This window comes from Photobacterium sp. AWH4_225 (assembly GCF_056158405.1).
This window is the reverse complement of record NZ_JBSWTF010000001.1, coordinates 806,845-829,836: the sequence shown is the minus strand read 5'-3', so window position 1 is coordinate 829,836 and position 22,992 is coordinate 806,845. Positions and strand designations below refer to the sequence as shown.

The following is a 22,992-nucleotide window of genomic DNA, read 5'->3' as shown; positions in this document are numbered from 1 at the left end:
TTAGGAGAGTGATCCCAAAGGTAAAGCCCTTTGGGATCACAGCAAAGTTTCTACTGATTACTCACCGTAAACATCATAAGCAAAGTACTTAGAAGCAATTTGCTGGTAGATACCTTTCTCGCGAAGTGACTTGATGGCTTCATCAAGCTGCTTGGTCAGATCTTTGTCTTGTTTGCGCACAGCGATACCGAAGCCGTCACCGAACCACTTAGGATCCGTCAGCGATGGGCCGATAAACTCGTAACCGTCACCACCAGGCTTGTTCAGCAGGCCTTCTTCCAGTGCAGAGGCATCACCCAATACAGTGGCAATACGGCCAGCTTTCAGATCAAGGTAAGCATCATCGAAAGAACCATAGCGAACAATTTCAACAGAGCCGTCAAAGTTATCGCTCAGGTATTTGTCATGGGTTGTCGCGCGCTGAACACCGACTTTGACGCCTTTCAGGCCATCTTTAGTGAAATCGATTTCGGTCCCTTTCTTGGCAACAAACTTGTTAGGAATAAGGGCGTATTTTCCTGTGAAATCAACACGCTTCTTACGCTCTTCGGTAATAGACATCGCAGCGATAATGGCATCGTACTTACGTGCAAGCAGTGACGGGATAATACCGTCCCAATCCTGAGCAACGATCTGGCACTTGGCATCCAGCTCTTTACACAGTGCATTGGCCATATCCACATCAAAACCGCGAAGCTCGCCGTTTGGCTCCGTCCAGCTAAATGGAGGGTAAGCGCCCTCAATACCAAAACGCACGGTCTTCCACTCTTTTGCCTGTACGGCTGTGGTACCCAAAGCTGTTACAACGGCTGCTGCCAAAATCCATTTTTTCATTGTTTACTCCTGCTGTACTTTTTAGTCTGTTGTTTGCATGTCATTGGCGATCCTTCCCTCGCTGACTTCCCATCCCCAAACAGGTCATCATGGATCGCTGGTTTGCTAAATAAATCGTTAATATATCGATGAGATAAATTGCTGGAGACGCTCTGACTCCGGATTAGAGAACAGCTTGGCCGGATCGCCCTGCTCTTCCACTTTCCCCTGATGCAAGAACATCACCTGATTGGACACATCACGTGCAAAGGCCATTTCATGGGTCACCACCAGCATGGTCCTGCCTTCCTGCGCCAAATCCTGCATTACCCCCAGCACTTCACCCACCAACTCAGGATCTAATGCCGAGGTCGGTTCATCGAACAGCATCACTTCAGGGTCTACCGCCAAGGCTCGGGCAATAGCGGCACGCTGCTGCTGTCCTCCGGACAGGTGACCAGGGTAATAATTGCGACGCTCATACAAGCCGACTTTTTTCAGTAATGCTTCACCACGCTCGATCGCCTCCGCTTTCGGTACACCCAATACATGGACGGGTGCCTCAATGACATTGCCGAGCACTGTCATATGCGACCACAGGTTGAAACCTTGAAAGACCATCGCTAGGCGTGAACGAATGCGCTGTACTTGTTTTTCATCAACCGGAAGAAATTCTCCCTGTCGATTATTTTTCATTTTAATCAGTTCACCGTTGACCCAGATTTCGCCCTGAGTCGGTGTTTCAAGTAGGTTGATACAACGCAGAAAAGTACTCTTCCCGGAACCGGACGAGCCAATAATTGAAATTACATCACCACGGTGGGCCGTTAACGATATGCCTTTTAAGACTTCGTTCTGACCAAAAGACTTATGCAAATCCCTTACATCAAGCGCCACTTCACCTGCCATGTGCGCCAACTCCTGTTACTCCGTGAATTACCAATATCCCTTCACCGTATATTCCAATGGTGGGATTCAACGTGCCCAAAAGAGCAAAAGATTGCCTGTTTTGCGAACACTTTTATCGACGGTATCACTAGAAATAAAATTTGGCAACATTTCATTAACCAGCACAAAGCTAGAATAACCAGTCAGGTTTTGAGAATAAAACGTCAATATAGCGACTTTTCACCTACATTGAACTATTTACCAGCTTGGGGTAATTTAAGTGGAAAAATATATAGCCGGATGAAATATGTCTGTTAAATCAATAATTACAATAAATTCAACGTTATTAAAGCAGCGTGCAACTTGCGTGTTACTGCTTGTTTTTAGCACGTTTTATCCGTTTAGCTATGCATTTGCCTCCCAGCCACAATCTGTAACAATTCTCACCGTTGTGCCCGAGTATAAAGATGCGGTAACCGCCAACTTTAATCCTTTTTCAAAAGGCAGCATGCCTACAACGCATGAGTTCATGTTTGAACCTCTGGTGATCTTCAATACGCTGCAGAATAACAAGCCGGAATACCGCCTCGCGACTCACTACCAACTCGACAAGGATTTAATGGGGATCAGTTTTTCGCTTCGGGAAGGGGTGCGCTGGTCAGATGGAAAACCATTCAGCGCCGATGACGTGATTTTCTCTTTCTCTATCGCGCTTAAATATCCAGAACTTGACTCACATGGCATTGGACAATGGGTTGAGTCGATCGAAAAACGTAACAAAAATGAGGTTTATTTCAGACTCAAGAAGCCCAACGCCCTGGTTGCCTACACCTTGGTATTGCTTCCTATTGTGCCTAAACACCAATGGCAGTCAGTCGAAGACTTCGCGCATTTCACCAACTCTGCCCCTATCGGCACCGGACCTTTTACCGAAATCAAAGAGCTGGACGAGAACGGCTACCTGCAATGTGCCAACCCGGTTTACTGGCAAGCAGATAAACGCCATATCGACTGCCTGCGCTATCCCAAAGTCACTACCAACGACGATTTTATCTCACGTATCTCCAAAGGTGAGTTCGACTGGACCGGAAGCTTTATTCCCGATATCGAGCGCCACTACGCTTCTTACTCACCCGACTTTAAATACTGGCTACCACCCGCCAGCAACGTCAGCCTGATGTTCAACTTCAAGGCCGCCGATCCGGCGATTCGAGAGGTGTTCAACAAGGTGGAGTTCCGCCGTGCCATCTCGATGACGCTTCAACGCCAACTGTTGATCGATATCGCGGCTTTCGGTCAAGGTGAACCTTCCCGATACGCGTCGGGCATGAGCGGACGCTTTCGCTCGTGGGCTGATCCGATCATCACCGAGAAATACCTCCCCTATATGACTTACAATCCGATGCTAGCGCAGGATTTGCTCGACAGTATTGGTGTTGTCGATAGCGACGGGGACGGGTGGCGCGACTTGCCCGACGGCAAACCGTTAGCACTCACTATCATCACCCCCAACGGATGGTCTGATTTCAATACCACTGCCCAGTTGATCAGTGAAATGCTGCTCAGGGTTGGTATAAAAGTCACACCAATCCAAGCACACTTCCAGCAGTTCAACGAGCAGCTTGCCCATGCGGACTATCAGTTGGCTATTACTAACTACCCGCAAGGGCCGACCCCCTTCAAATATTTTGATATGGCGTTCAATAGCACCTACCAGGCATCTCATTACCCGCGCTATGCGATGCATTACTACCAAAATCCACAGGTCGATAAGTTGTTGACGCAATTCCCGGTTGCCGAAACCAACCAGCAGCGCCAGCAGATCATCCGTGAACTCAACCAGATCATCGCCAACCAGCAGGTCACTGTTCCGCTCTATAACACGGTTGAATTCTACCAATACAACACCAGCCGCTTCGAAGGGTGGTTTAACAAGGACAACCCGGTCGCCAGCCCGCTAATTTGGCCACAGGCTCCAGAGCGTCTACTGCATGTCCTCGCCCTCCGGCCTAAAAAGCAGACCGCTGACGCAAAGTAAGGGATTACCAACCCAATAAAAAAGCGAGCCATCTGGCTCGCTTTCATCATGATAAAACAGTTTTTTCGCTTTGTTTCAAATTGCTTTCGGTTAGCCGATTAGGCCATCGCTGCACCCGCAAAAAGCAGTACCACTGTCACGACCAGCACTATCACCACAAACGGCATCACCCATTTCAGGAAGCGCTCGTAAGGGATTTTCGCCAAGGCCAAACCCGCCACCAAGTGACCTGCGGTTGGGGCAAAGATGTTGATCCAGCCACTTGCTGACTGGTAAGCAGTGATGATCAAATCACGGCCAATACCAGAGAAGTCAGCCAGCGGTGCCATCAACGGCATAGAAACCGTTGCCAAGCCTGAAGTCGATGGAATGAAGAAACTCAGCACGATATGTACGAGGTAAGTCACCACGACGAATACACCTGACGACAGGCCGGTAACCACGCCTTCAGCCCAGTTAAGGATAGTGTCGATAATCACACCGTTATCCATGACGACATAGATACCACGGGCAACCGCAACAACCAGTGCAACACCAATCAGATCTTTGGCCCCTTCAATGAAGGTCTTGATGAACTCGCCTTCATGCATACGGTTGATCACAGCAATCAAAATGGCCGACGCCAAGAACAGGGTTGATAGCTCATCAAACCACCACCACAAGGTCGGGATTGCAGTAATACCCATGTCTTCCCATGGAATGACACCGTAGATCATCACCAGGAACGCACCGAAGAATATCCCCATGGTCCATTTCTGTTTGGTGGTGAACTCGCCAGTATCTTCGCTGACATGAGAGAACTCATCATCAAACTCGATATCCGCCAGCACAGAATTAGCTTTATCCGCTTTGACTTTCGATGCGTAGCGCATCACGTACCAAGAGGCCAAGACAATCAAGATAGCCAGCTGGACAACACGCAGAACGATACCATCACCGATTGGCAGACCGGCAAAACCAGACGCAATACCGGTGGCAAACGGGTTAACGGTTGAAGCCAGCACCCCGACCCCCGAACCCAGCAGGATGATACCCGCCGCCACCATGCGGTCGTAGCCTGCAACCGCCATCACCGGCAGGATCACCGCCCAGAAGGCAACCGTTTCTTCAGCCATCCCGTAGGTAGAACCACCCAGCGCAAACAAGGTGATCAACACAGGGATCATCATCTGCTCACGGCCACGGAACTTGCGCACAATCGCCGCCACACCGGAGTCCATGGCACCCGTACGCATGGTCACGGCAAGGAAACCACCGATAACCAATACGAACAGCGCCACATCAACCGCTTTGTGGAAGCCTTTGATCGGTGCCATCAAGACATCAATCACCCCCTGAGGCGAGGACTCCAGTTCCTGATAAGTACCAGGAATAGGAAGCAACCGCTCACCGCCGTCGTAATCCAGCACTTCAGCCGCAGGGATCACCACATCGGTACCATTAACCAAGTAGTCATACTTACCCGCCGGCATGACCCAGGTCAGCAAGGCAACAAGGGCAATAATAGAAAAAAGAATGGTATAAACAGTCGGCATTTTGAAAGATCGTTTCATTTTGCCAGCCTCTGTAGTCGTGGTCATAGCTCTACTCCCTGCAGCTGATAAATCGCGTTGGCATACACATTCATTGCTTTGAGCATGTCATCAATAATCAAATATTCATTCGGCATGTGCTCAACTTTGTCGCGGCCGGGGAAAATTGCCCCATAAGCGACACAGTTCGGAATTGCACGGGCATACGTCGCCCCACCGGATGTCATCGGCTCGCTGTCCATATCCCCGCTGATTTCTTGATAGGCACTCATCAGGGTTTGGATCACCGGGCTTTCTGCAGGCATATACAAGGAAGGTAGCACATCAAATTCCTCGTAGCGTAAACCGTACTGCTCGGCGACATCCTGAATATCGTTATCAAAGTCCGCTTTCTCGAAGGTGACCGGTACTCGAATATCTATCCCGAGTTTGCTTGACTGCTCGCCAACCTCTAGTTGGGCAACGTTGAAAGTCAACCGGCCACTGACATCCTCTACCGGGCCGAAAATCTGTTTGGCGTTGGCATCTTCTCCCACTTGCTCGGCAACAAACTTGATCGCAGGATGGGTCACACCGATCCCACTCAGCGCCAGGCATAAACGGGCAATTGCATTCACCCCTTTGATATCACTGGCAGCGGAATGGGCTGCTTTACCAAATACCGTGACCTCGGCATCTTCGGCAGTGAAGTCATAGCCTAATTCATCCAGTTTGGCCGCCAACTCTTCCCATAGTGGGCCTTCGTATTTCGCCACCTCAGGCACGGCATTGAGTGCCCCGCCACAATCTAGCGCCACCAAGCCATCACCCGGCCCATGGAGCCAAGATTGGATCAGCATTTTTTCGGCGTGAATTAGCGGGAAGGCAGAGTCTGGTGTGAAGCCGCAGCTTGGAACTTCTTCTTTTTCCAAATAGCGATCAATACAGCGCCATAAAGTCTCTTCATCGGTGCCGAATATGAAACGGATGCGTTTGTTAAGCACCACACCACTATCCAGAAGTGCTTTAACTGCATATATTGCGGCTAAAGTCGGCCCTTTATCGTCTTGTGTTCCACGTCCGTATAAACGCCCATCGCGAATTTCGGGGCTAAACGGGTCCGAATGCCAAGCTGACAACTCTCCGGTTGGCACCACATCCAAATGGCCCAACACACCTATCATTTGTTCGCCATCACCGATTTCGGCATAGCCGTAATACCCTTTGTGATCCTTGTAAATGGCAAACCCCAGGTCGTGGCATAACCGCAATGTTTCATCCAGGCAGTCATCGATCGGCTTACCAAACGGCTTACCGCTGTCATCTTCCTGGTAGACACTGGGAATAGCCACCAAACGCTTCACTGCGGCAATATAGTCATCACGCAGCGCGTCGATATTTGATGCTATTGTTGCTTTCATCGTATCCCTCTTTGGCTTCATCTACTTTTATCTGCACATACGAACACACACCGACAAAAGTAGTGAATTTATAATTTAAATCAGAATTATTGGTTGGTTGAATCTCATCTGACCAATCCATTCTGCTACAAGCCGTAGGGAATAAATGTGACTACTTTCACTGCTCGTCCTCACAAGGTGGGACTGCGGTCAAAATCTCGACAAAATATTTCAGAGGTGATGGACATTATTGATATCTGTCACATTTAGGCATCTAGTTCATAATTGGTTATACTTCGCGCCATGCACCCTCCTGTCATATGACGAGATCGATAATGAAAACCTTTTTTCCCAGTAAAGACGCCGCACTGGAAGACACCATCGAGCGTTTCCAAACCCAATTAACAGCGCTTGGCTTCAACCTAGCCAACATTGACAACGCCGCTTGGCACAACCCGATCCCTAATGTCTGGTCTGTGCAAATCCAAGATGCTGATGCACTGATGAACGTCACTGTTGGTAAGGGTGTGTCGCAAAACGCTGCACTGGCGTCAGCACTGGGTAAGCTTATTGAGCGTCTGGCCACCAATGATTTCTATGCCAGCCGTTACCTAGGCGAAGACATTGCCACCGGTGAATTTGTCCATTATCCCAATGAAAAATGGTTCCCAATCGATCTTGAGGAAAACCTGCCTCCAGAAGGTATTCTGGATGAACGCCTGACACAATTTTACGACCCAACCCTTGAGCTACTGGGTACGGATCTGATCGATTTGCCATCGAGCAATATGGCGCGCGGGATCTGCACCCTGCCGTTCGAGCGCCAGAGCGATGGCGAAACGATAGATATGCCGGTCAATATCATTGGTAATCTTTACGCCTCAAACGGAACAGCAGCCGGTAACTCAAAATTTGAGGCCCGCACTCAAGCCCTGTGCGAGATCATCGAGCGCCATATCAAAAGCCGTATCTTGGCCAAGCAGATCAGCTTGCCAGCCATTCCTGAGTCGGTACTGAGCCGCTTTGCCTCGATTAAGGAGTCCATGGAGGCCCTTGAAGCGCATGGTTTTGGTGTCCAAGCTTACGACGCTTCACTTGGCGGCAAATACCCGGTGGTCTGTGTGGCTCTGAGCTATCAAGGCAGCAACATTCGTTTTGCTTCTTTCGCTGCTCACCCATGTTTTGACCTTGCCCTAGAGCGTGCTGTCACTGAGCTTGTTCAGGATCACAGTGTTGATGAGCTCAAGGCTTTGCTGGATCCCTCTTCTGCTGGTGAAGCTGTCAATGAGCACTTCACACCAGAAAATCATCTGGCTGAATCAACCTGCCTTATTGCTTCGGCCCAGCTCGATAGCGAAGCTGCACTAGAGTTCGCAGATTGGCGTTTCAACGGCAACTCAGAACAGCAATTCAATCATTTGATGGATCTGCTGCACGCCGAAGGTGCCGATGCCTATATTGCTGATTATGATCACCTTGACATAGATTGCTGCCGCATCATCGTACCGGGCTGGTCTGAAATTGCGCCGGTGGAAGAGCTCATCGAAGCCAATAACAATATCGCTTTGGAATTGCGCGAGGTGCTGCTGGCGCTTCCGGCTGTTGAGTGGGATGCGGAGCAGTTCGCCGAAATGTTCCACATTGTCGAAGAAGAGTTCGATGACGAGACCCTCCTTCACAATATGCTTGGCCTGGAAGTTCAACCGGGTGATGCGTGGCAGACCCTGCGTATCGGTGAACTGAAATGTTTGATTGCCTTGGCAGGTGGCGATCTCGAGCTGGCTCAGGACTTCGCCAAGTGGAGTGTGGCATTCAATGCGGCAAGCTTCACTGCCGAACGTATGAAATTCTTCCACTGTCTCATCGACAGCCTGGAGCTGGCACTGGGTGAAGAACGTGATCCAGCCGAGTGCAAAGCAGACTTCGAAAGTAAATTCGGCAGCGAGGCTGTCGCTGCAGCCTGGGGCGCGATTGAAGGCAGTGTTCAGTTCTATGGGCTAACTGCTGGCAATCTGACTATGAGCCAGTACCCTGCTCATCAGCAACTACTGCAGTCTTACCATAAGCTGCAAGCAGCCAAGAAGGCAAAATACTGCTAACCACACGTGTACAAACCGCCCAGGTTGCTCACCTTCAACCTGGGCATTTTTGTACTTTGATTACAAAGTCACCTTTCTATCACTCTCACTATCCATTCAAAAAAAGTTGAATGCACTAATTAAAATGCTGTTACCTGCCTGCTACTTTTTGGGTAAACTCGATGTAACCCGACAATCTTGCGCATCAAGAATAAAACCACACTAAAAACAATGATATAAAAACCCAAAAACGACCCAGATCACATTTCACAAATTTACTTTTGTTATAAAGTTTCTTTCATATTTAGCAACAATTGCACTTTGCGCTCAATTTTTTTTGGTTTTTTTCTTACAAAATTTTAGTGAGAGTGATCGAGATCAATTCCATAAAAATGGACAAGCGGTACACTGCAGCCAAAATTGGTGAAATTAAATTACACTTAACAACTGCTTGGCTTAAATTCGTATGAATTGCAGATATGTTGAGGAAGTTTCAACCAACATATAAATAAAAAATTACTTTAAATGTAGAACGAGGCACTTATGTCATCACAGGAAAGAAGTTATCAGGAGCTGCACCGCCCTGCATCTGACTTCGCTAGTCGCTCAGACTATCTTGATCATGAGCTGAAAATCATGAAGCCACGCCGCTGGAAGCTTAACCTTCCGGGCCGTGACTTCCGTTTTGAGCTTGAAGATTTGGTTCCAGCACTAGCGGGTACGATTGCCATTATCGCGATGTACTCATCAGTTGCTATGTCATGGGCTGATGGCCTGACAGCCGCTTGGGATCACGTTGAGCTGGGCAAAACCTTCGCTATCGAAGTTGCCCGTGTAGAGATGCTCATCCCAGCACTCCTTTTCTGTATTCTTGCCTCGGGCTTCTTTAACCCACGTGCCAACTTGGCGGGTAACCACGGTCCAATGATCCCGTTGATCGGTACCATTGCACTGGCAGGTGCTCACCCACTGGCACTGGCTATCCTGATTGGTGTATTCGGCCTATTGCTGAGTTACTTCAAAGGGGGCTCGAAACTGGTCAACCTCACCAGTGAGGGTGTGGCCGGTGGTCTGCTTATCTTCCTCGGCTTTACCGGGGCAATGAGCCAGATTGGCGACATCCAGTCTTGGGCTGTGGGTCTTGAAAGTGCTGACGTAGCAAAAGGTAGCTTGGGCTACATCGGCTTGGTGGTTCTGGCGGTAAACATCATTCTTTATGCTTACCTTGCCAAAGTGAACAAGCGTTGGTTGGCGATTCCTGCTTGTGCCGTAACCGGTTTATTGGTTTCCCTTGCACTTGGTGCGGGCTTTGACCTAGTATTCGAAACCGAAACAGGTTTGCCTAACCTAAATCCAGTGTACTGGTGGGGTAGCACAGAGCAAGGTTGGATGCTTGGCCTTCCAGGTATTGAGCACTTCATTGCTTCTCTACCGTTCGCGATTCTTGCAGTAGCAATGTGGTCGCCAGACTTCCTGGGTCACCGTATTTTCCAGGAGCTGAACTACCCGAAAGGGACTGACCGCGTTCTGATGGATGTTGATGACACCATGACAACGTGTTCGCTTCGCCAGATGGTAGGTACAGCGGTTGGTGGTTGTAACATCACATCGTCTTGGGGTACTTACATTATCCCAGCGGGTATTGCCAAGCGTCCGATTCCAGCGGGTGCGATCCTACTAGGTACTTTCTGTATCATCGTAGCGATCCTTGGCTTCCCAATGGACGTAGCAGTATGGCCACCAGTAATGCGTATCGCACTGCTTGTAGGTGTATTCCTACCGCTTCTTGAAGCGGGTGTGCAAATGGTGAAAGACACCAAAGATTCACAAGCTGCTGGTATCTGTGTATTCGCAGCTATCGTTGCTAACCCAGTTCTCGCTTGGGCACTGACCATGCTGCTGGATAACAACGGTCTGATCGGCAACAAAGAGCGTGCTGCAAAGCTGTCGATGATGGACAAAGTCATCATTCCAGCTGGCGCACTGATCATCTGTTTTGTTGCGATGCTGGCAGTAGGTATGCTTGAAGGCCAATACGGCATTCCAGCACTACTGTAAGGAAAATTGAGGGCAGTGCGTGCACTGCCCTATCAATGAGTGCTGTTAGCACTAATACGAATAATCAAAACATCACTATCCTGACACGTTTTTTGGTTATCCGTATTATTGTTTATATAAAGTGTACTGTTCACCATTTGGTGAGGCTGGCTCAACAGTCACCGCAGTACGTGTTTTTTCTACTAAAAAGGTAGGTATGTCATGGCAGAGCAATTTGCTAAAGCTTGGGAAGGGTTCGCTGAAGGCGAATGGCAGAACGAAGTAAACGTTCGCGACTTTATCCAGAAAAACTACACTCCATATGAGGGTGATGAGTCTTTCCTAGTTACTGAAGGTACTGAGGCAACTAACAAGCTTTGGGATCAGGTAATGGAAGGTATCAAGCAGGAAAACAGCACTCACGCTCCTGTTGATTTCGATACTTCTCTTATCTCTACCATCACTGCTCACGACGCAGGTTACATCAACAAAGATCTAGAGACTATCGTTGGTCTTCAGACTGAAGCTCCGCTTAAGCGTGCAATCATGCCTAACGGCGGCGTGCGCATGATCGAAGGTTCTTGTAAAGCTTACGGCCGTACTCTAGACCCACAGGTTTCTAAAATCTACTCTGAGTACCGTAAAACGCACAACCAAGGCGTTTTCGACGTTTACTCTCCAGACATCCTTAAGTGTCGTAAATCTGGTGTTCTAACTGGTCTTCCAGATGCATACGGCCGTGGTCGTATCATCGGTGACTACCGTCGTGTTGCACTGTACGGTATCGACTTCCTAATGAAGGAAAAAGTTGCTCAGTTCCACTCTACTCAAGAGAAGCTAGAGTCTGGCGAAGATCTTCAGATGACTATGCAGCTTCGTGAAGAGCTTCAAGAGCAGCACCGTGCACTAGGTCAGATGAAAGAAATGGCAGCTAAGTACGGCTTCGACATTTCTAACCCTGCAACTGACGCGAAAGAAGCTATCCAGTGGCTATACTTCGGCTACCTAGCAGCTGTTAAATCTCAGAACGGCGCGGCAATGTCTCTAGGCCGTACGTCTACTTTCCTAGATATCTACGTTGAGCGTGATATCGCAGCAGGTAAGATCACTGAGGTTGAAGCTCAGGAAATGATCGACCACTTCGTAATGAAACTACGTATGGTTCGTTTCCTACGTACTCCTGAGTACGATGAGCTATTCTCTGGCGACCCAATCTGGGCAACAGAATCTATGGGTGGTATGGGTGTTGACGGTCGTACGCTAGTTACGCGTACTAACTTCCGTTTCCTAAACACGCTATACACTATGGGTCCTTCTCCAGAGCCGAACATCACTGTTCTATGGTCTGAGCAGCTACCTGACGGCTTCAAGCGTTTCTGTGCGAAAGTATCTATCGATACTTCTTCTATCCAGTACGAAAACGACGACCTAATGCGTCCTGACTTCAACAACGATGACTACGCTATCGCTTGTTGTGTATCGCCAATGGTTATCGGTAAGCACATGCAGTTCTTCGGTGCTCGTGCAAACCTTGCTAAGACTCTTCTATACGTTATCAACGGCGGTGTGGACGAGAAGCTTAAGCTACAGGTTGGTCCTAAGACTGAGCCAATGATGGACGAAGTACTAGACTTCGACAAAGTTTACGCTGGCCTAGACAGCTTCATGGACTGGCTAGCTAAGCAGTACGTGACTGCACTGAACGCAATCCACTACTCTCACGACAAGTACAGCTACGAAGCAGCGCTTATGGCTCTACACGACCGTGACGTTCGCCGTACTATGGCTTGTGGTATCGCTGGTCTTTCTGTTGCTGCTGACTCACTAGCTGCTATCAAGTACGCTAAAGTTAAGCCAGTACGTGACGAAGACAACATCGCAATCGACTTCGAAATCGAAGGCGACTATCCGAAGTTCGGTAACAACGACGCTCGCGTTGATGACATCGCTTGTGAGCTTGTTACTAGCTTCATGAACAAGATCCGTAAGCTTAAGACTTACCGTGACGCGGTTCCTACTCAGTCTATCCTAACTATCACTTCAAACGTGGTATACGGTAAGAAGACTGGTAACACGCCTGACGGTCGTCAAGCAGGTGCTCCATTCGCACCAGGTGCTAACCCAATGCACGGTCGTGACGAAAAAGGTGCGGTAGCGTCTCTAACTTCAGTTGGTAAACTACCATTTGCTGATGCGAAAGACGGTATCTCTTACACCTTCTCTATCGTACCTAACGCACTAGGTAAAGAGCAGGATACTCAGCGTTCTAACCTTGCAGGCCTAATGGATGGTTACTTCCACCACGAAGCTGGCATCGAAGGTGGTCAGCACCTGAACGTGAACGTTCTTAACCGCGAAACTCTAGAAGACGCAGTTAAGCACCCAGAGAAGTACCCTCAGCTAACTATCCGTGTATCTGGTTACGCTGTACGCTTTAACTCTCTAACTGCTGAACAGCAGAAAGACGTTATCGCTCGTACTTTCACTGAGTCTCTATAATCCATAGAGCCTAGTGCATAGCCTTTAATGGCAATGATATTAAAAGCCGATCTGCAAAGATCGGCTTTTTTTGTTGCCTTTCAGAACATTATATCCACTCTAACAACCTTACATATCGTTGACCGCCAACACAGCAACGGGCCCTCTAACATAGAACATGGTTTCTTAGATAACGGTCTGTTCATCCTTGCTTAGTTATGCAAATTAATTGAAAACCAATTATTATGCACTAAGGTTAATATTGGGTTTTATAAACCATTACACGCAATGATCGAAGACTTAAAACGCTAGGTACTGTACTTTGCATGAACATACTACTCGTTGAAGATCACCCATTTCAGCAACAGGTCTTACGCAATCAGCTTGAACGTGCTGCGGTTGGCTGCTGTGTCAATGTTGCTTCAACGGGAAAGGAAGCGTTGATACAAATTCAAATCACTCTACCCGATGTACTGGTGTGCGATTTGAACATGCCGGAAATGGACGGAATTACTTTCCTTGGCCACCTAGCCAAAATGTCTTTCCATGGCGCCATCATCATTTCCAGTGCAGCCAGCCCTGAAGTTATTAAATCAGTCAGCCAGATGTGCAAAAGCTACCAGCTGAAGGTCATTGGGTGTCTGGAAAAACCGGCCCGGCATGAGCATATTCAAGCCTTACTGGGGCAAGCCAAGCAGTACTTGTCCACTCCGCAGCCGACAAAAGCGCCCAGCAGCGCACAAGCGCTCTCTGAGCAAGTGTTGATCCTGGCTTTCGAACATCAATGGCTGGTGCCTTATTACCAACCCATTGTCGATCTCCGAACCGGAGAATGGTGTGGTAACGAGGCCCTGATCCGGCTTCAGCATCCCGAAAAGGGCTTGCTCCCACCATCCCAGTTCCTTGCTGTGATTGAAAACTTGGGCAGGGAAGATGAATTGGCGATGCTGACTATTCATCACATTGTATCAAACCTACCGGCCTTTTCAGGACGCCGGGTCGCGGTCAATATCACGCCCCATACCCTGATCAGCGAAGGCTTCGTCGACCAAGTTATCGCCCTGCAGCAACGCTTTCCGACCATTAGCCAAACGCTGTCATTCGAGATCACCGAATCCGATGCCATTGAACACACAGGGCCAAGCCTAGAAGCTGCAGCCCGGCTTGGGATGTACGGCTTCAAACTCTCTATTGATGATTTCGGGACAGGGTATTCTTCGTTGAAACAGCTCGAGCAACTGCCTTTCGAGTCGCTGAAGCTGGATATGAGCTTTGTTCAGGCTCTGCCCCAAAGTAAAACCGCTGCCGCCATTCTCGAAGCCAGCCTGTTGCTGGCCAACCGCCTGTCACTCAGCACCATCGCCGAAGGAATTGAATGTAGCTATCAATGGCAGGCATTACGCCAGATGGGCTGCCACTTTGCTCAGGGGTACTATATCGGCCGCCCCATGCCGGTAGAAGCGTTGAAGCAATGGCACCTTGATTGGAATGAAAAGCAAGAGTGTGCAGCGCTGTAATATCTTGAGTAGTATCCTTACTTTTTTGGTGCTTTTTAGCTACTTTGCCTGTCCATTTTGTAATAAAATGACAGGTAAAACACGCCCCAAAGCGGAGAAGCTAAGTAATGTCAGTAAAAGGTCGAATCCACTCTTTTGAGTCCTGTGGTACAGTCGACGGTCCAGGTATTCGTTTCATCGTCTTCTTGCAAGGCTGCCTGATGCGCTGCCAGTATTGCCACAACCGAGATACTTGGGATCTTCATGATGGTAAGGAGATCACGGTCGAAGAGTTGATTAACGAAGCGAAATCATACCGCTTCTTCATGAACTCATCGGGCGGCGGTGTCACCTGTTCAGGTGGTGAAGCTATGCTGCAGCCAGAGTTTGTGCGTGATTTCTTCCGTGCAGCCAAAGATGAAGGTATCCACACTTGTCTAGATACCAACGGCTATATCCGCAAACATACTGATGTTGTTGACGAAGTCCTTGATGTTGCTGATTTGGTGATGCTGGATCTCAAACAACTAGATGACAGTATCCACCAAAACCTTGTCGGCGTGCCAAACAAACGCGTGTTGGACTTTGCCCGCTACCTGCACCAGCGCGGCCAGAAAACCTGGATCCGCTACGTTGTTGTCCCAGGCTATACCGATGACGAGCGTTCTGCTCACCTACTGGGTGATTTCATCAAGGACATGGACAACATCGAGAAAGTCGAGCTGCTACCATACCACCAGCTTGGCGAGCACAAGTGGGAAGCGATGGGTTTTGACTACCCACTAACGGGCGTTTCCCCACCATCAAAAGAAGTGATGGAAAAAGTCAAAGAAATCATCAGCAGCTACACACAAGCGAAAGTGATTTACTAACACTGATTCAAGCACTGAAAGTAAAAAGGAGAACGATGGTTCTCCTTTTTTGATCTTGGCGAAAGCAAAATAACTTCAGGTTAAATGAAACAAGGCAACTAAAAGGCTATATCAGAAAAATTGATAGGCATTTTATTGCTTATAAGTAGATATACTCCACCCCTTACCATCAAGCCTTCCTGTTAAACTGCGAACCCATCACAAATATAATCGGCTTTGTGAGTAAAAGTGTATCTTATTGATTTATTAGTTAATTGGATTTGACCTATCAATAAAAAATGAAACTCATTGAATATAAAAATACCCAAGCAGCTGGACGGTACTTGGGTATTTCTTTAAATCGGCTTACCCAATAGATTAAGTTAAGCCGACACGATTTTCTTTCTAACTAGAAAGCGAGCATCACGATATCAAACCTTGTTCAGCTTATGGTTTTTCATCATTCGATGGCCTTCGCGCTTGATGCATTCCAGCAACGGATGATCACCCATCTCTTTGCGCCAAATAAAGGAAATCGCACGATCCATTTTTAATTCAGGCACATTCAATGCGGCCAATTCACCACGCTCAATATGTGGAGCCACATCCAAGTAAGGCAAACAGGTGAGATAGTGTCCATTGGAAACCATGCTACGAATAACCGGTACGTGAGAGTATTCACGCCAAACATCCAGATCTGGGATCAGCGGCACCATAGCACTTTCGAAAATCGCACGCGTACCCGCCCCACCTTCACGCAATACCCACTGGGCTTGTTCAAGCTGTGCCAGGCTCACTCGAGAGTTCTTCGCAAAAGGGTGGTGAGCAGCACTGACGACAACAAGGTGATCCCGGCACCACTCTTCCTGATGGGTACGGTTATCGTCACAACGGCCTTCGATAATGCCGATGTCATATTTATAGTTCAGCACCCCTTCGATAATACCCTGGCTACTTTTCACTTCCAGCCCGGTGCGAACTTCTGGGAAATCGGTATCAAGAATACTGATAAGCTCCGGTACTAGGTGCTCCGCCGGGGTCTGGCTGGCACCGATAGTAATACTGCCACTGAATAGGTGCTGGTCGTAAAAGCCCGCTTCAATCTGTTCGGCATCTTGCAACAAGCGTCGCGCTTTCGGTCGTAGCCAGTTGCCCCAGTGACTCAAGCGCATATCTTTGCCCTGACGAACGAAAAGTTCGCGCCCTAGCAGCTTTTCTAATTGGCTAAGTGACATACTTGCAGCGGACTGGGTTACCCCTAGCCGCTCAGCCGCCTGGCTAACACTGCCTAATTCAGCAACCGCATCAAACACTGATAACTGTTTCAACGAATAACGCACTTTTACTCCTAGATCTACAACAGGGGAACTGAATGCCAATAGATATCACTTTAAAGACCAAGTCACTGGTATATAAACCAAATATTCCAGCTACTTTTGCCAATCAATAAACCTGATAGCTAAATTGTTTCAATCAATATTGTATCAAGTTTTAACTGCCGGGTAATGCAAACGAAGGGCACATTCACGGCTAATTCCCTTTCAACTGCTTAAAAACTGTAAGCAAATGCCTGACGATATGTCATATTTGATATATCCACATTTTAAGGATAATATCCTAATTCATTTTTACTTATCACACACTAACTCTGAAATCAGTTTTCCTTATACATTTTACAGAGAGCCCCTCCACGCAATCCATATCTAAAACTGACGATTTAACCGCCAAAATGGAAGGTTATCTTGCTCTATCATCCAAATTGATTCTCTTTTTAAGCGACATCTTCTGAAACATTTCCAAACAAAGTATCAGAAAATCTGAATTCAAACCTAAATAAAATCAATTTTACTAATAAGACGGTGCTAAGTAACATTCCCGTCAACAGCTCAATGAGCCATTTTTCAATGACTCTTGGCGAGTTGCTGAAACAGTGTTGATTTTGAATTTAGGAGATTGTTATGAGCGCTTTACTTACAGTGAGAGACATTGTAAATACGCAAGCCCCGACGTTGAGTATCGAAACAAGTTTGCCTGCGGCAATCGATATCTTGTCTAAAAACCACATTAACGGTGCGCCAGTTTGCGACGCAAACGGCCAGTTAGTCGGTTTCCTCTCTGCTCACGACATCATGGTAGAAATGTGGTGCCAAGACTACCTACCTGATGAAGATGTAACGGTAGGCAACCTGATGAAAACCGATTTGGTGACAATGGATATCGAAGATCGCCTGACAGACGCTCTGGAGTTCCTTGCCCTGGACAAAGAGCAGCTATACCCAACAACCGCTATGGGCTATGCAACGCAAATGACAACCTTGTCGCTGGAAGAGCGAGCTAAATCTATCAAGGTTAACAAGCCACAAATTTTACCGATCATGGAAAACGGTAAATATGTCGGCGTGGTATCCCGCCAAGAAGTGTTGAAAGCCCTTCGTGCCCTATTCAACGATGCAACAACGCCAACGCCAGTTGCAGAAAATGTTGCCCCACAGGTAGTTACCTAATCAGTAACGGACGTATCACTCGCCCACAGTCAGCCTGAACTTAATGTTAAAACTTCATGTGCCTAGCACATGAGGTGTGCCTGTGAGCAGTTCGAAAGAGTTTTTGGAGTTAAAATGGAACAAGTTTCCCATCTATATGCTTTTAACCATTTTGTTATCGCGATAGCCGCCCTAACAATTATGGTATTGGTTGCCCGTACCCTAGTTGCAGGAACGAAATATTCCTCACTGCTGGTTATCGTTGTATTTGGCCTGGCTTTAGGCTCACTGCTGGTTCACAGCGATATGGCGACACCAGGACTAGAACAGTTCCCTATTGTTGCGCTGATTGGCCAGACAACCGTGATTGCATTGATCGCCTCCTTCTTCGTGGGCGGACAAGAAATCCGCCGCCTATTGTCAAAGAAAGACTTTGATGAAGAGTGCGATTTCTTCTCCCCTTCAGCCCAAGAAGTCGTACACGGTACAAGCAGCACACAGCTTACGTATATTATCCGTGCCTTCCTGCTGCTTATTGGTATCCAAACGGCTGATGTGTTGATTTCAGACCGTACTACCGACTTTGCTCTGGGCGACTCTTTCCTACTGCTGTCATACATCTGTTTGGCATTGGCCTTTATCCTAATTGATCGCAAAGCCGTTATCTCAAATAAAGGCCAATACATCCGCAAGGGCTTATTTGAAGTAGTAGCGATTATCGTGGTACTGAACCTCTCTCTATGGCTGGCGAATGTTGTGTCATCAGTGATTGGCCTGCCGCAGATCTTCTTTGCGATGATCCTGTCTTCTGGCTTGGGCGCAGCATTGCCTAAGTGGAAACACGGCCCAACAATGAATGCACTACTGTTTGCAGGTATCCCGCTGGTATTGGCTGGTAGCTTCCTGGTGGGTGGTTCGCACATGGTTGAAGCCTTCGGAATTCCGGGTCTACAAAGTGTTATCGTATACGGCTTCTCGGGTCAGATTTTCTGGATGTTTGGTGGTCTGGCGCTACTGATTTTCGTCGGCAAATCAAACCATGTCCGTAACCTAGCGCCTGGTCTAGCTGGCGGTCTGTCTCATTCAGGTCTAACTGGTGCCTGTACTGCCGGTGACTTCGGTCGTACCGCGGCTTCTCGTGCACCGATTATGATCAACATTCCGTTTGCCGGCCATATCTTCGTCTTCACGATTCTGGCAGCAAGTGCCGAACGTGGCTCTCTAATGGTTAGCTGGACGCTTCCACTGCTGCTGGCCGGTGCAGCGTTTGTCTTCCTGTCTCTGAAAAACCTGCGCTCAGCCAACGGCTGTGAGAAAACGGAAGTCAAAGGTCTGATGCTGTTCTCCCTTGGCTGGCAGATCATGGCGGTGTTCGGTAGCTTCACCTTACTAAGTGTTGCCGGCATGTCCCTTGAGCACGCGTCTATGTCAGCGGCTTCTGGCCTGTCCCACTTCGGTCTATTTGCCGCAGTGCAAGAAGGTATGTTCGGTTCTGCAGCGGCAAGCCTGATCACCTTTACGTTTGCCATGACCTTCCTGGTCCACCCGTTTGTCTTCGCGATGTTCGGAAAAGCTGCTGAAAGCAACGGCCGTATGGCTGAGAAAGCCGTAACCGTTCTGGCAAGTGCGGGCCTAATCGGTGTTGTGTCTTCAACCTTGATGATTTAACCAAGACAGCCATTTTATAATGGCGGACATTATTACAGAGGGGGCAGATAGTTAATCTGCCCCCTCTTTTTGTGTAGCACAAGCCTTGATAGCAAGAATGAAAAAGCCAGCCCCTTTTGAATGAGGAGCTGGCTTGGATCGCCACCTAGCACGCTGACGTTGGAACTTGATTTAACGCTTGGCTTAACCTAATCGATTTAGCTCACTGGCTGATTGGCATAGGCAGCCTGTTTTGCCGCCTCCAAAGAAGGCCCGTCGCCATCTCGGCCGAACAGCTGCAATAGCTGCTGCTCGGTGTCGGTGGTCAGTACCAAGATTTCAATCCGGCGATTGAGGTGGCTGTATGGTGCATCGCGGTCAAGCAACATGGTATCGGACATTGCTGTTACCTGGGCTACACGCTCACTTGGCATACCGCCAAATTCCAACACCTCTCGCGCCCGCTGAGCACGCTCACCTGACAGCACCCAGTTGCTTCCTGTAGAACGCTGGCTAAACCCGCTGGCATCGGCATGGCCGGAGATCATGATATGGTTTTCGACAGTGGCAAAGGTCGGTGCAATCGCCAACAACAGATCTTCAAAAAACGGCGTCAGCTCAGCACCGCCACGTTTGAACATCGGTTTTTCATTATCATCATTCACCAATACCCTGAGCCCCTGTGGTACCACTTCCACCGACAGTTGGTTACTGGCCGAAAGAAATTCACTGACATCCTTGAGGTAATCGCCTAGCACAACCATCTGCTCATGGCTTTCATAGCGCCCCGGCACCAATGAAGGACCTTCCTCCCCCAGCCCACCGAAGTTATTGCCCTCACCGTCAACGACATTGATAGTCAGTGAATTACCCAAGTTTTGCGGGTTGCTCGGTTGCCGGCTCTGTAATCCCGGCAAGGCCTTACCACCAAAATCGACCGCAAACGGGCTGTTATCCATAAACATCTCATCGTGTGGCAGGAGCTGCTGCTGACCACTGAGACGACCGACAATGCGTTGCTTCTCATCCTCAGTCGTCACCTGCAACACCCACATCACCATGAAAAAGGCCATCATCGCCAAGGTAAAATCGGCAAAGGCAACCTTCCATGCCCCTCCTGACTGGGCGACTTTCCCCCGGTTACGGCGCTTCTTGATAATCACCGTATCTGCGGTGTTGCCCCTGATCATTGGAACACCTGCTGCGTAACCCAACCTTCCATCTCGGCAAAGGTCGGTTTCACATCAAGCAAAATCAGCTTACGGCCTGAGTCAGCCGCGACCAGTGCGGGTTTGCCGGCGGTGTAGCTGACCATCATGGCTTTTACACACTCGAATGCCGACAGCTCACGCTTGACCTGGTTGGCCATGGCAGAGCTAAGCGGATCAAACACGCAGTAACAGAAGAAGATACCCAGGAAAGTACCGACTAGTGCGTGGGCAACACTGATCCCGATCTGCGCCATGTCACCATCGATATTGGTCATGGTGATCACAATCCCCATCACTGCCGCCAAGATACCGAAGCCCGGCATCGCCTCTGCGATACGGTGCATCGAGTGAGACGGCTCCATAAGATCCGCTTCAATGGCTTCAAGCTCATGCTCGAGCATACTTTCCAGTTCATGGGCACTGATCTTGCCCATTGCCATCAGGCGGAAGTTGTCGGTAATGAAAGTCACCAGTTTCGGGTACTCCAACACTTCCGGATAACTCAGGAACAAGCTGCTCTGGTGAGGCTCTTCGATATGCTCATCAAGTACTCGCATACCATTTTGGCGCACCTGCTCAAGCAAGTGGTACATCAGCGATAGCAACTCACGATACAGCTTTCGCTCATCACGTTTAGCAACGACACCGCGGGCCTGATGCCACATTTCAACAATCACATGGTGCGGGTTGCCGATAGCCAGTGCACCGGCACCAGCCCCCAAAATGATCATCAGCTCTGCAGGCTGCCACATGGTGCCGAGGTAGCCCCCAGCCAAAACAAAACCACCGAATACACAGAGAACAATGATTAAGACACCGATTATTTTTTGCATAACTTTCTCCTACAACATGCTCTTAATCATGGTGTTCATTTGTTTGATTGCCTGCTTGTGCAGCTGGCAGATCCTCGCTTCGCTAAGGCCAACCACCATGGCGATTTCCTTCAGGCTAAGCTCTTTCTGATAGTAAAAATCCAATATTAACTGTTCACGCTTCGGCAGCTGGGAAAGCACATGCTTGAGCAAGTCATCATTGATCATATGTTGAAGGTTGCTATCTTCCTCACCGAAATCGACACTGTTGCTGTCGGACTCAAACAACTGCTCCAGGCTGTGTAGCTCCTCAGCCTGGGCGGCATACAGTAAGCGATAGCATTCTTCCAAGCTGATCTTCAGCGCGGCAGCCAGCTCATGCTCGGTCGGGTGACGCTTGAACTGCTTGGTCAGTTGCTTGCTGACCTTGTTGAGCTCATGAACTTGCTGGCGCAGCTGGCGAGGTCGCCAATCCCGGCGGCGGAGCTCATCGAGAATCGCGCCCCTAACACGGCGGGCGGCGAAAAAGCGGAAGTTTTCGTCCATCTCACCGTAGCGGCGTACCGATTCAAGCAAACCGAGCAAGCCAATCTGCTCCATATCATCCAGCCCCATACACCCCGAGGCATGATGGTGCAGCTGCTGAACAATGCGCTTCACCAACCCCAAATGCTGGCGCAGGATCTGCTCTTCATTATTTTGTGAGGACTGCGTCTGCCACTGAGCATACTCATCCTCAAAAGGTAACTGCTGTGCTTCTAACATGATTCCCTTCCTTTATTGCAGCACGAGCTTGGTAAACAGCACTTCGTCGATTTGGTAGGCGTATCCATTCAAGGCCATCGCCTGACGCAGCTTGCCAAGTACCTCGGTTTGCATACGCTCAATTTCATCCATCTGACGTAGCTCTTCAAAGGTGCTTTGGCTAAACATCTTCAACAGGACATTGCGTGCCAACGGCTTGTATTCGATAAGTTTGTCATGGGCTTTAGAAGAGCTGGTCTTAAGTGCCAGCTCCAGCATTAAATAGTGTGTTCGCTCTTCACCATCGATGGTGATCACGAACTTATCGAGGTTCATGAAGTGGGCACGTTTGCTATCTTCGCTACTGGAAAACACGCTGAATTCAGCGGACTGGTCGTTAACGATAAATGCGTAGGTTGCAATCGATGAGACAGCAATAAGCACTGCGGCGGCAAGTGCAGCCAAAATGACTTTGGTGCTCATTACATTGGTTCTAGCCATTATT

General features: G+C 48.7%; 17 protein-coding genes. 8 read left to right on the top strand and 9 right to left on the bottom strand.

Features of this window, described 5'->3' with window-relative positions:
• Nucleotides 1-57: 57 nt before the first annotated feature.
• Together ACXAD4_RS04265 and ACXAD4_RS04260 are read right to left on the bottom strand one after the other, a co-directional pair.
• Nucleotides 58-834 (bottom strand): ABC transporter substrate-binding protein, encoded by a 777-nt coding sequence (locus ACXAD4_RS04265; RefSeq protein WP_475238969.1) that lies wholly within the window; start codon nt 832-834, stop codon nt 58-60.
• Between the two features lie 117 nt (nt 835-951).
• Complete coding sequence (locus ACXAD4_RS04260; protein ID WP_107301326.1) at nt 952-1,722, bottom strand: ABC transporter ATP-binding protein; 771 nt, start codon at nt 1,720-1,722, stop codon at nt 952-954.
• 487 nt (nt 1,723-2,209) lie between these two features.
• Here ACXAD4_RS04260 and ACXAD4_RS04255 point away from each other — a divergent pair, with 487 nt between their 5' ends.
• Nucleotides 2,210-3,739, top strand: a complete 1,530-nt coding sequence (locus tag ACXAD4_RS04255; RefSeq protein ID WP_475238967.1) for an ABC transporter substrate-binding protein — start codon at nt 2,210-2,212, stop codon at nt 3,737-3,739.
• A 98-nt stretch (nt 3,740-3,837) separates the two neighbouring features.
• Here ACXAD4_RS04255 and ACXAD4_RS04250 read toward each other — a convergent pair whose 3' ends face one another.
• The gene (locus ACXAD4_RS04250) at nt 3,838-5,319 is read right to left on the bottom strand and encodes a YfcC family protein (protein ID WP_475238965.1); all 1,482 of its coding nucleotides are present in this window, start codon (nt 5,317-5,319) and stop codon (nt 3,838-3,840) included.
• A complete protein-coding gene (locus ACXAD4_RS04245) occupies nt 5,316-6,671 on the bottom strand; it encodes a M20 family metallopeptidase (RefSeq protein ID WP_475238964.1) in 1,356 nt (451 codons plus the stop codon). Before ACXAD4_RS04245 ends, ACXAD4_RS04250 begins: the two co-directional genes overlap by 4 nt.
• 314 nt (nt 6,672-6,985) lie before the next feature.
• On the opposite strand from ACXAD4_RS04245, the gene ycaO reads away from it, so the two are divergent.
• The 5 genes from ycaO (at nt 6,986) to pflA (ending at nt 15,611) form a co-directional block, all read left to right on the top strand.
• Nucleotides 6,986-8,749 (top strand): 30S ribosomal protein S12 methylthiotransferase accessory factor YcaO, encoded by a 1,764-nt coding sequence (gene ycaO, locus ACXAD4_RS04240; RefSeq protein WP_475238962.1) that lies wholly within the window; start codon nt 6,986-6,988, stop codon nt 8,747-8,749.
• Between the two features lie 522 nt (nt 8,750-9,271).
• Complete coding sequence (locus ACXAD4_RS04235) at nt 9,272-10,786, top strand: DUF3360 family protein (RefSeq protein WP_187463145.1); 1,515 nt, start codon at nt 9,272-9,274, stop codon at nt 10,784-10,786.
• Between the two features lie 201 nt (nt 10,787-10,987).
• Nucleotides 10,988-13,264 (top strand): formate C-acetyltransferase, encoded by a 2,277-nt coding sequence (gene pflB, locus ACXAD4_RS04230; RefSeq protein WP_475238960.1) that lies wholly within the window; start codon nt 10,988-10,990, stop codon nt 13,262-13,264.
• Nucleotides 13,265-13,569: 305 nt separating this feature from the next.
• Nucleotides 13,570-14,760, top strand: coding sequence for an EAL domain-containing response regulator (locus tag ACXAD4_RS04225; RefSeq protein WP_475238957.1), 1,191 nt, complete (start codon nt 13,570-13,572; stop codon nt 14,758-14,760).
• A 107-nt stretch (nt 14,761-14,867) separates the two neighbouring features.
• The gene (pflA, locus tag ACXAD4_RS04220) at nt 14,868-15,611 is read left to right on the top strand and encodes a pyruvate formate lyase 1-activating protein (RefSeq protein WP_475238954.1); all 744 of its coding nucleotides are present in this window, start codon (nt 14,868-14,870) and stop codon (nt 15,609-15,611) included.
• Between the two features lie 410 nt (nt 15,612-16,021).
• Here the strand turns inward: pflA and ACXAD4_RS04215 are convergent, their stop codons facing one another.
• Nucleotides 16,022-16,930 (bottom strand): LysR substrate-binding domain-containing protein, encoded by a 909-nt coding sequence (locus ACXAD4_RS04215; protein WP_475238953.1) that lies wholly within the window; start codon nt 16,928-16,930, stop codon nt 16,022-16,024.
• A gap of 618 nt (nt 16,931-17,548) precedes the next feature.
• Between ACXAD4_RS04215 and ACXAD4_RS04210 the strand changes: the two genes are divergently transcribed.
• Both ACXAD4_RS04210 and ACXAD4_RS04205 read left to right on the top strand, forming a co-directional pair.
• Nucleotides 17,549-18,094: a CBS domain-containing protein gene (locus ACXAD4_RS04210; protein ID WP_475238951.1), complete on the top strand. Its 546-nt coding sequence runs from the start codon at nt 17,549-17,551 to the stop codon at nt 18,092-18,094.
• A 114-nt stretch (nt 18,095-18,208) separates the two neighbouring features.
• A complete protein-coding gene (locus ACXAD4_RS04205) occupies nt 18,209-19,741 on the top strand; it encodes a hypothetical protein (RefSeq protein ID WP_475238949.1) in 1,533 nt (510 codons plus the stop codon).
• 197 nt (nt 19,742-19,938) lie between these two features.
• Here ACXAD4_RS04205 and ACXAD4_RS04200 read toward each other — a convergent pair whose 3' ends face one another.
• From ACXAD4_RS04200 to ACXAD4_RS04185, 4 genes are read right to left on the bottom strand one after another with little or no spacing between them, the layout of a single operon-like run.
• A complete protein-coding gene (locus ACXAD4_RS04200) occupies nt 19,939-20,910 on the bottom strand; it encodes a flagellar motor protein MotB (RefSeq protein ID WP_475238947.1) in 972 nt (323 codons plus the stop codon).
• Nucleotides 20,907-21,764 carry a flagellar motor stator protein MotA gene (gene motA / locus ACXAD4_RS04195; protein WP_475238945.1) on the bottom strand — a complete coding sequence of 286 codons (858 nt, stop codon included), beginning with the start codon at nt 21,762-21,764 and terminating at the stop codon, nt 20,907-20,909. Before motA ends, ACXAD4_RS04200 begins: the two co-directional genes overlap by 4 nt.
• Nucleotides 21,765-21,773: 9 nt before the next feature.
• Complete coding sequence (gene fliA, locus ACXAD4_RS04190; RefSeq protein WP_317523576.1) at nt 21,774-22,508, bottom strand: FliA/WhiG family RNA polymerase sigma factor; 735 nt, start codon at nt 22,506-22,508, stop codon at nt 21,774-21,776.
• A 12-nt stretch (nt 22,509-22,520) separates the two neighbouring features.
• A complete protein-coding gene (locus ACXAD4_RS04185; protein ID WP_475238942.1) occupies nt 22,521-22,988 on the bottom strand; it encodes a flagellar basal body-associated FliL family protein in 468 nt (155 codons plus the stop codon).
• Nucleotides 22,989-22,992: the final 4 nt, after the last annotated feature.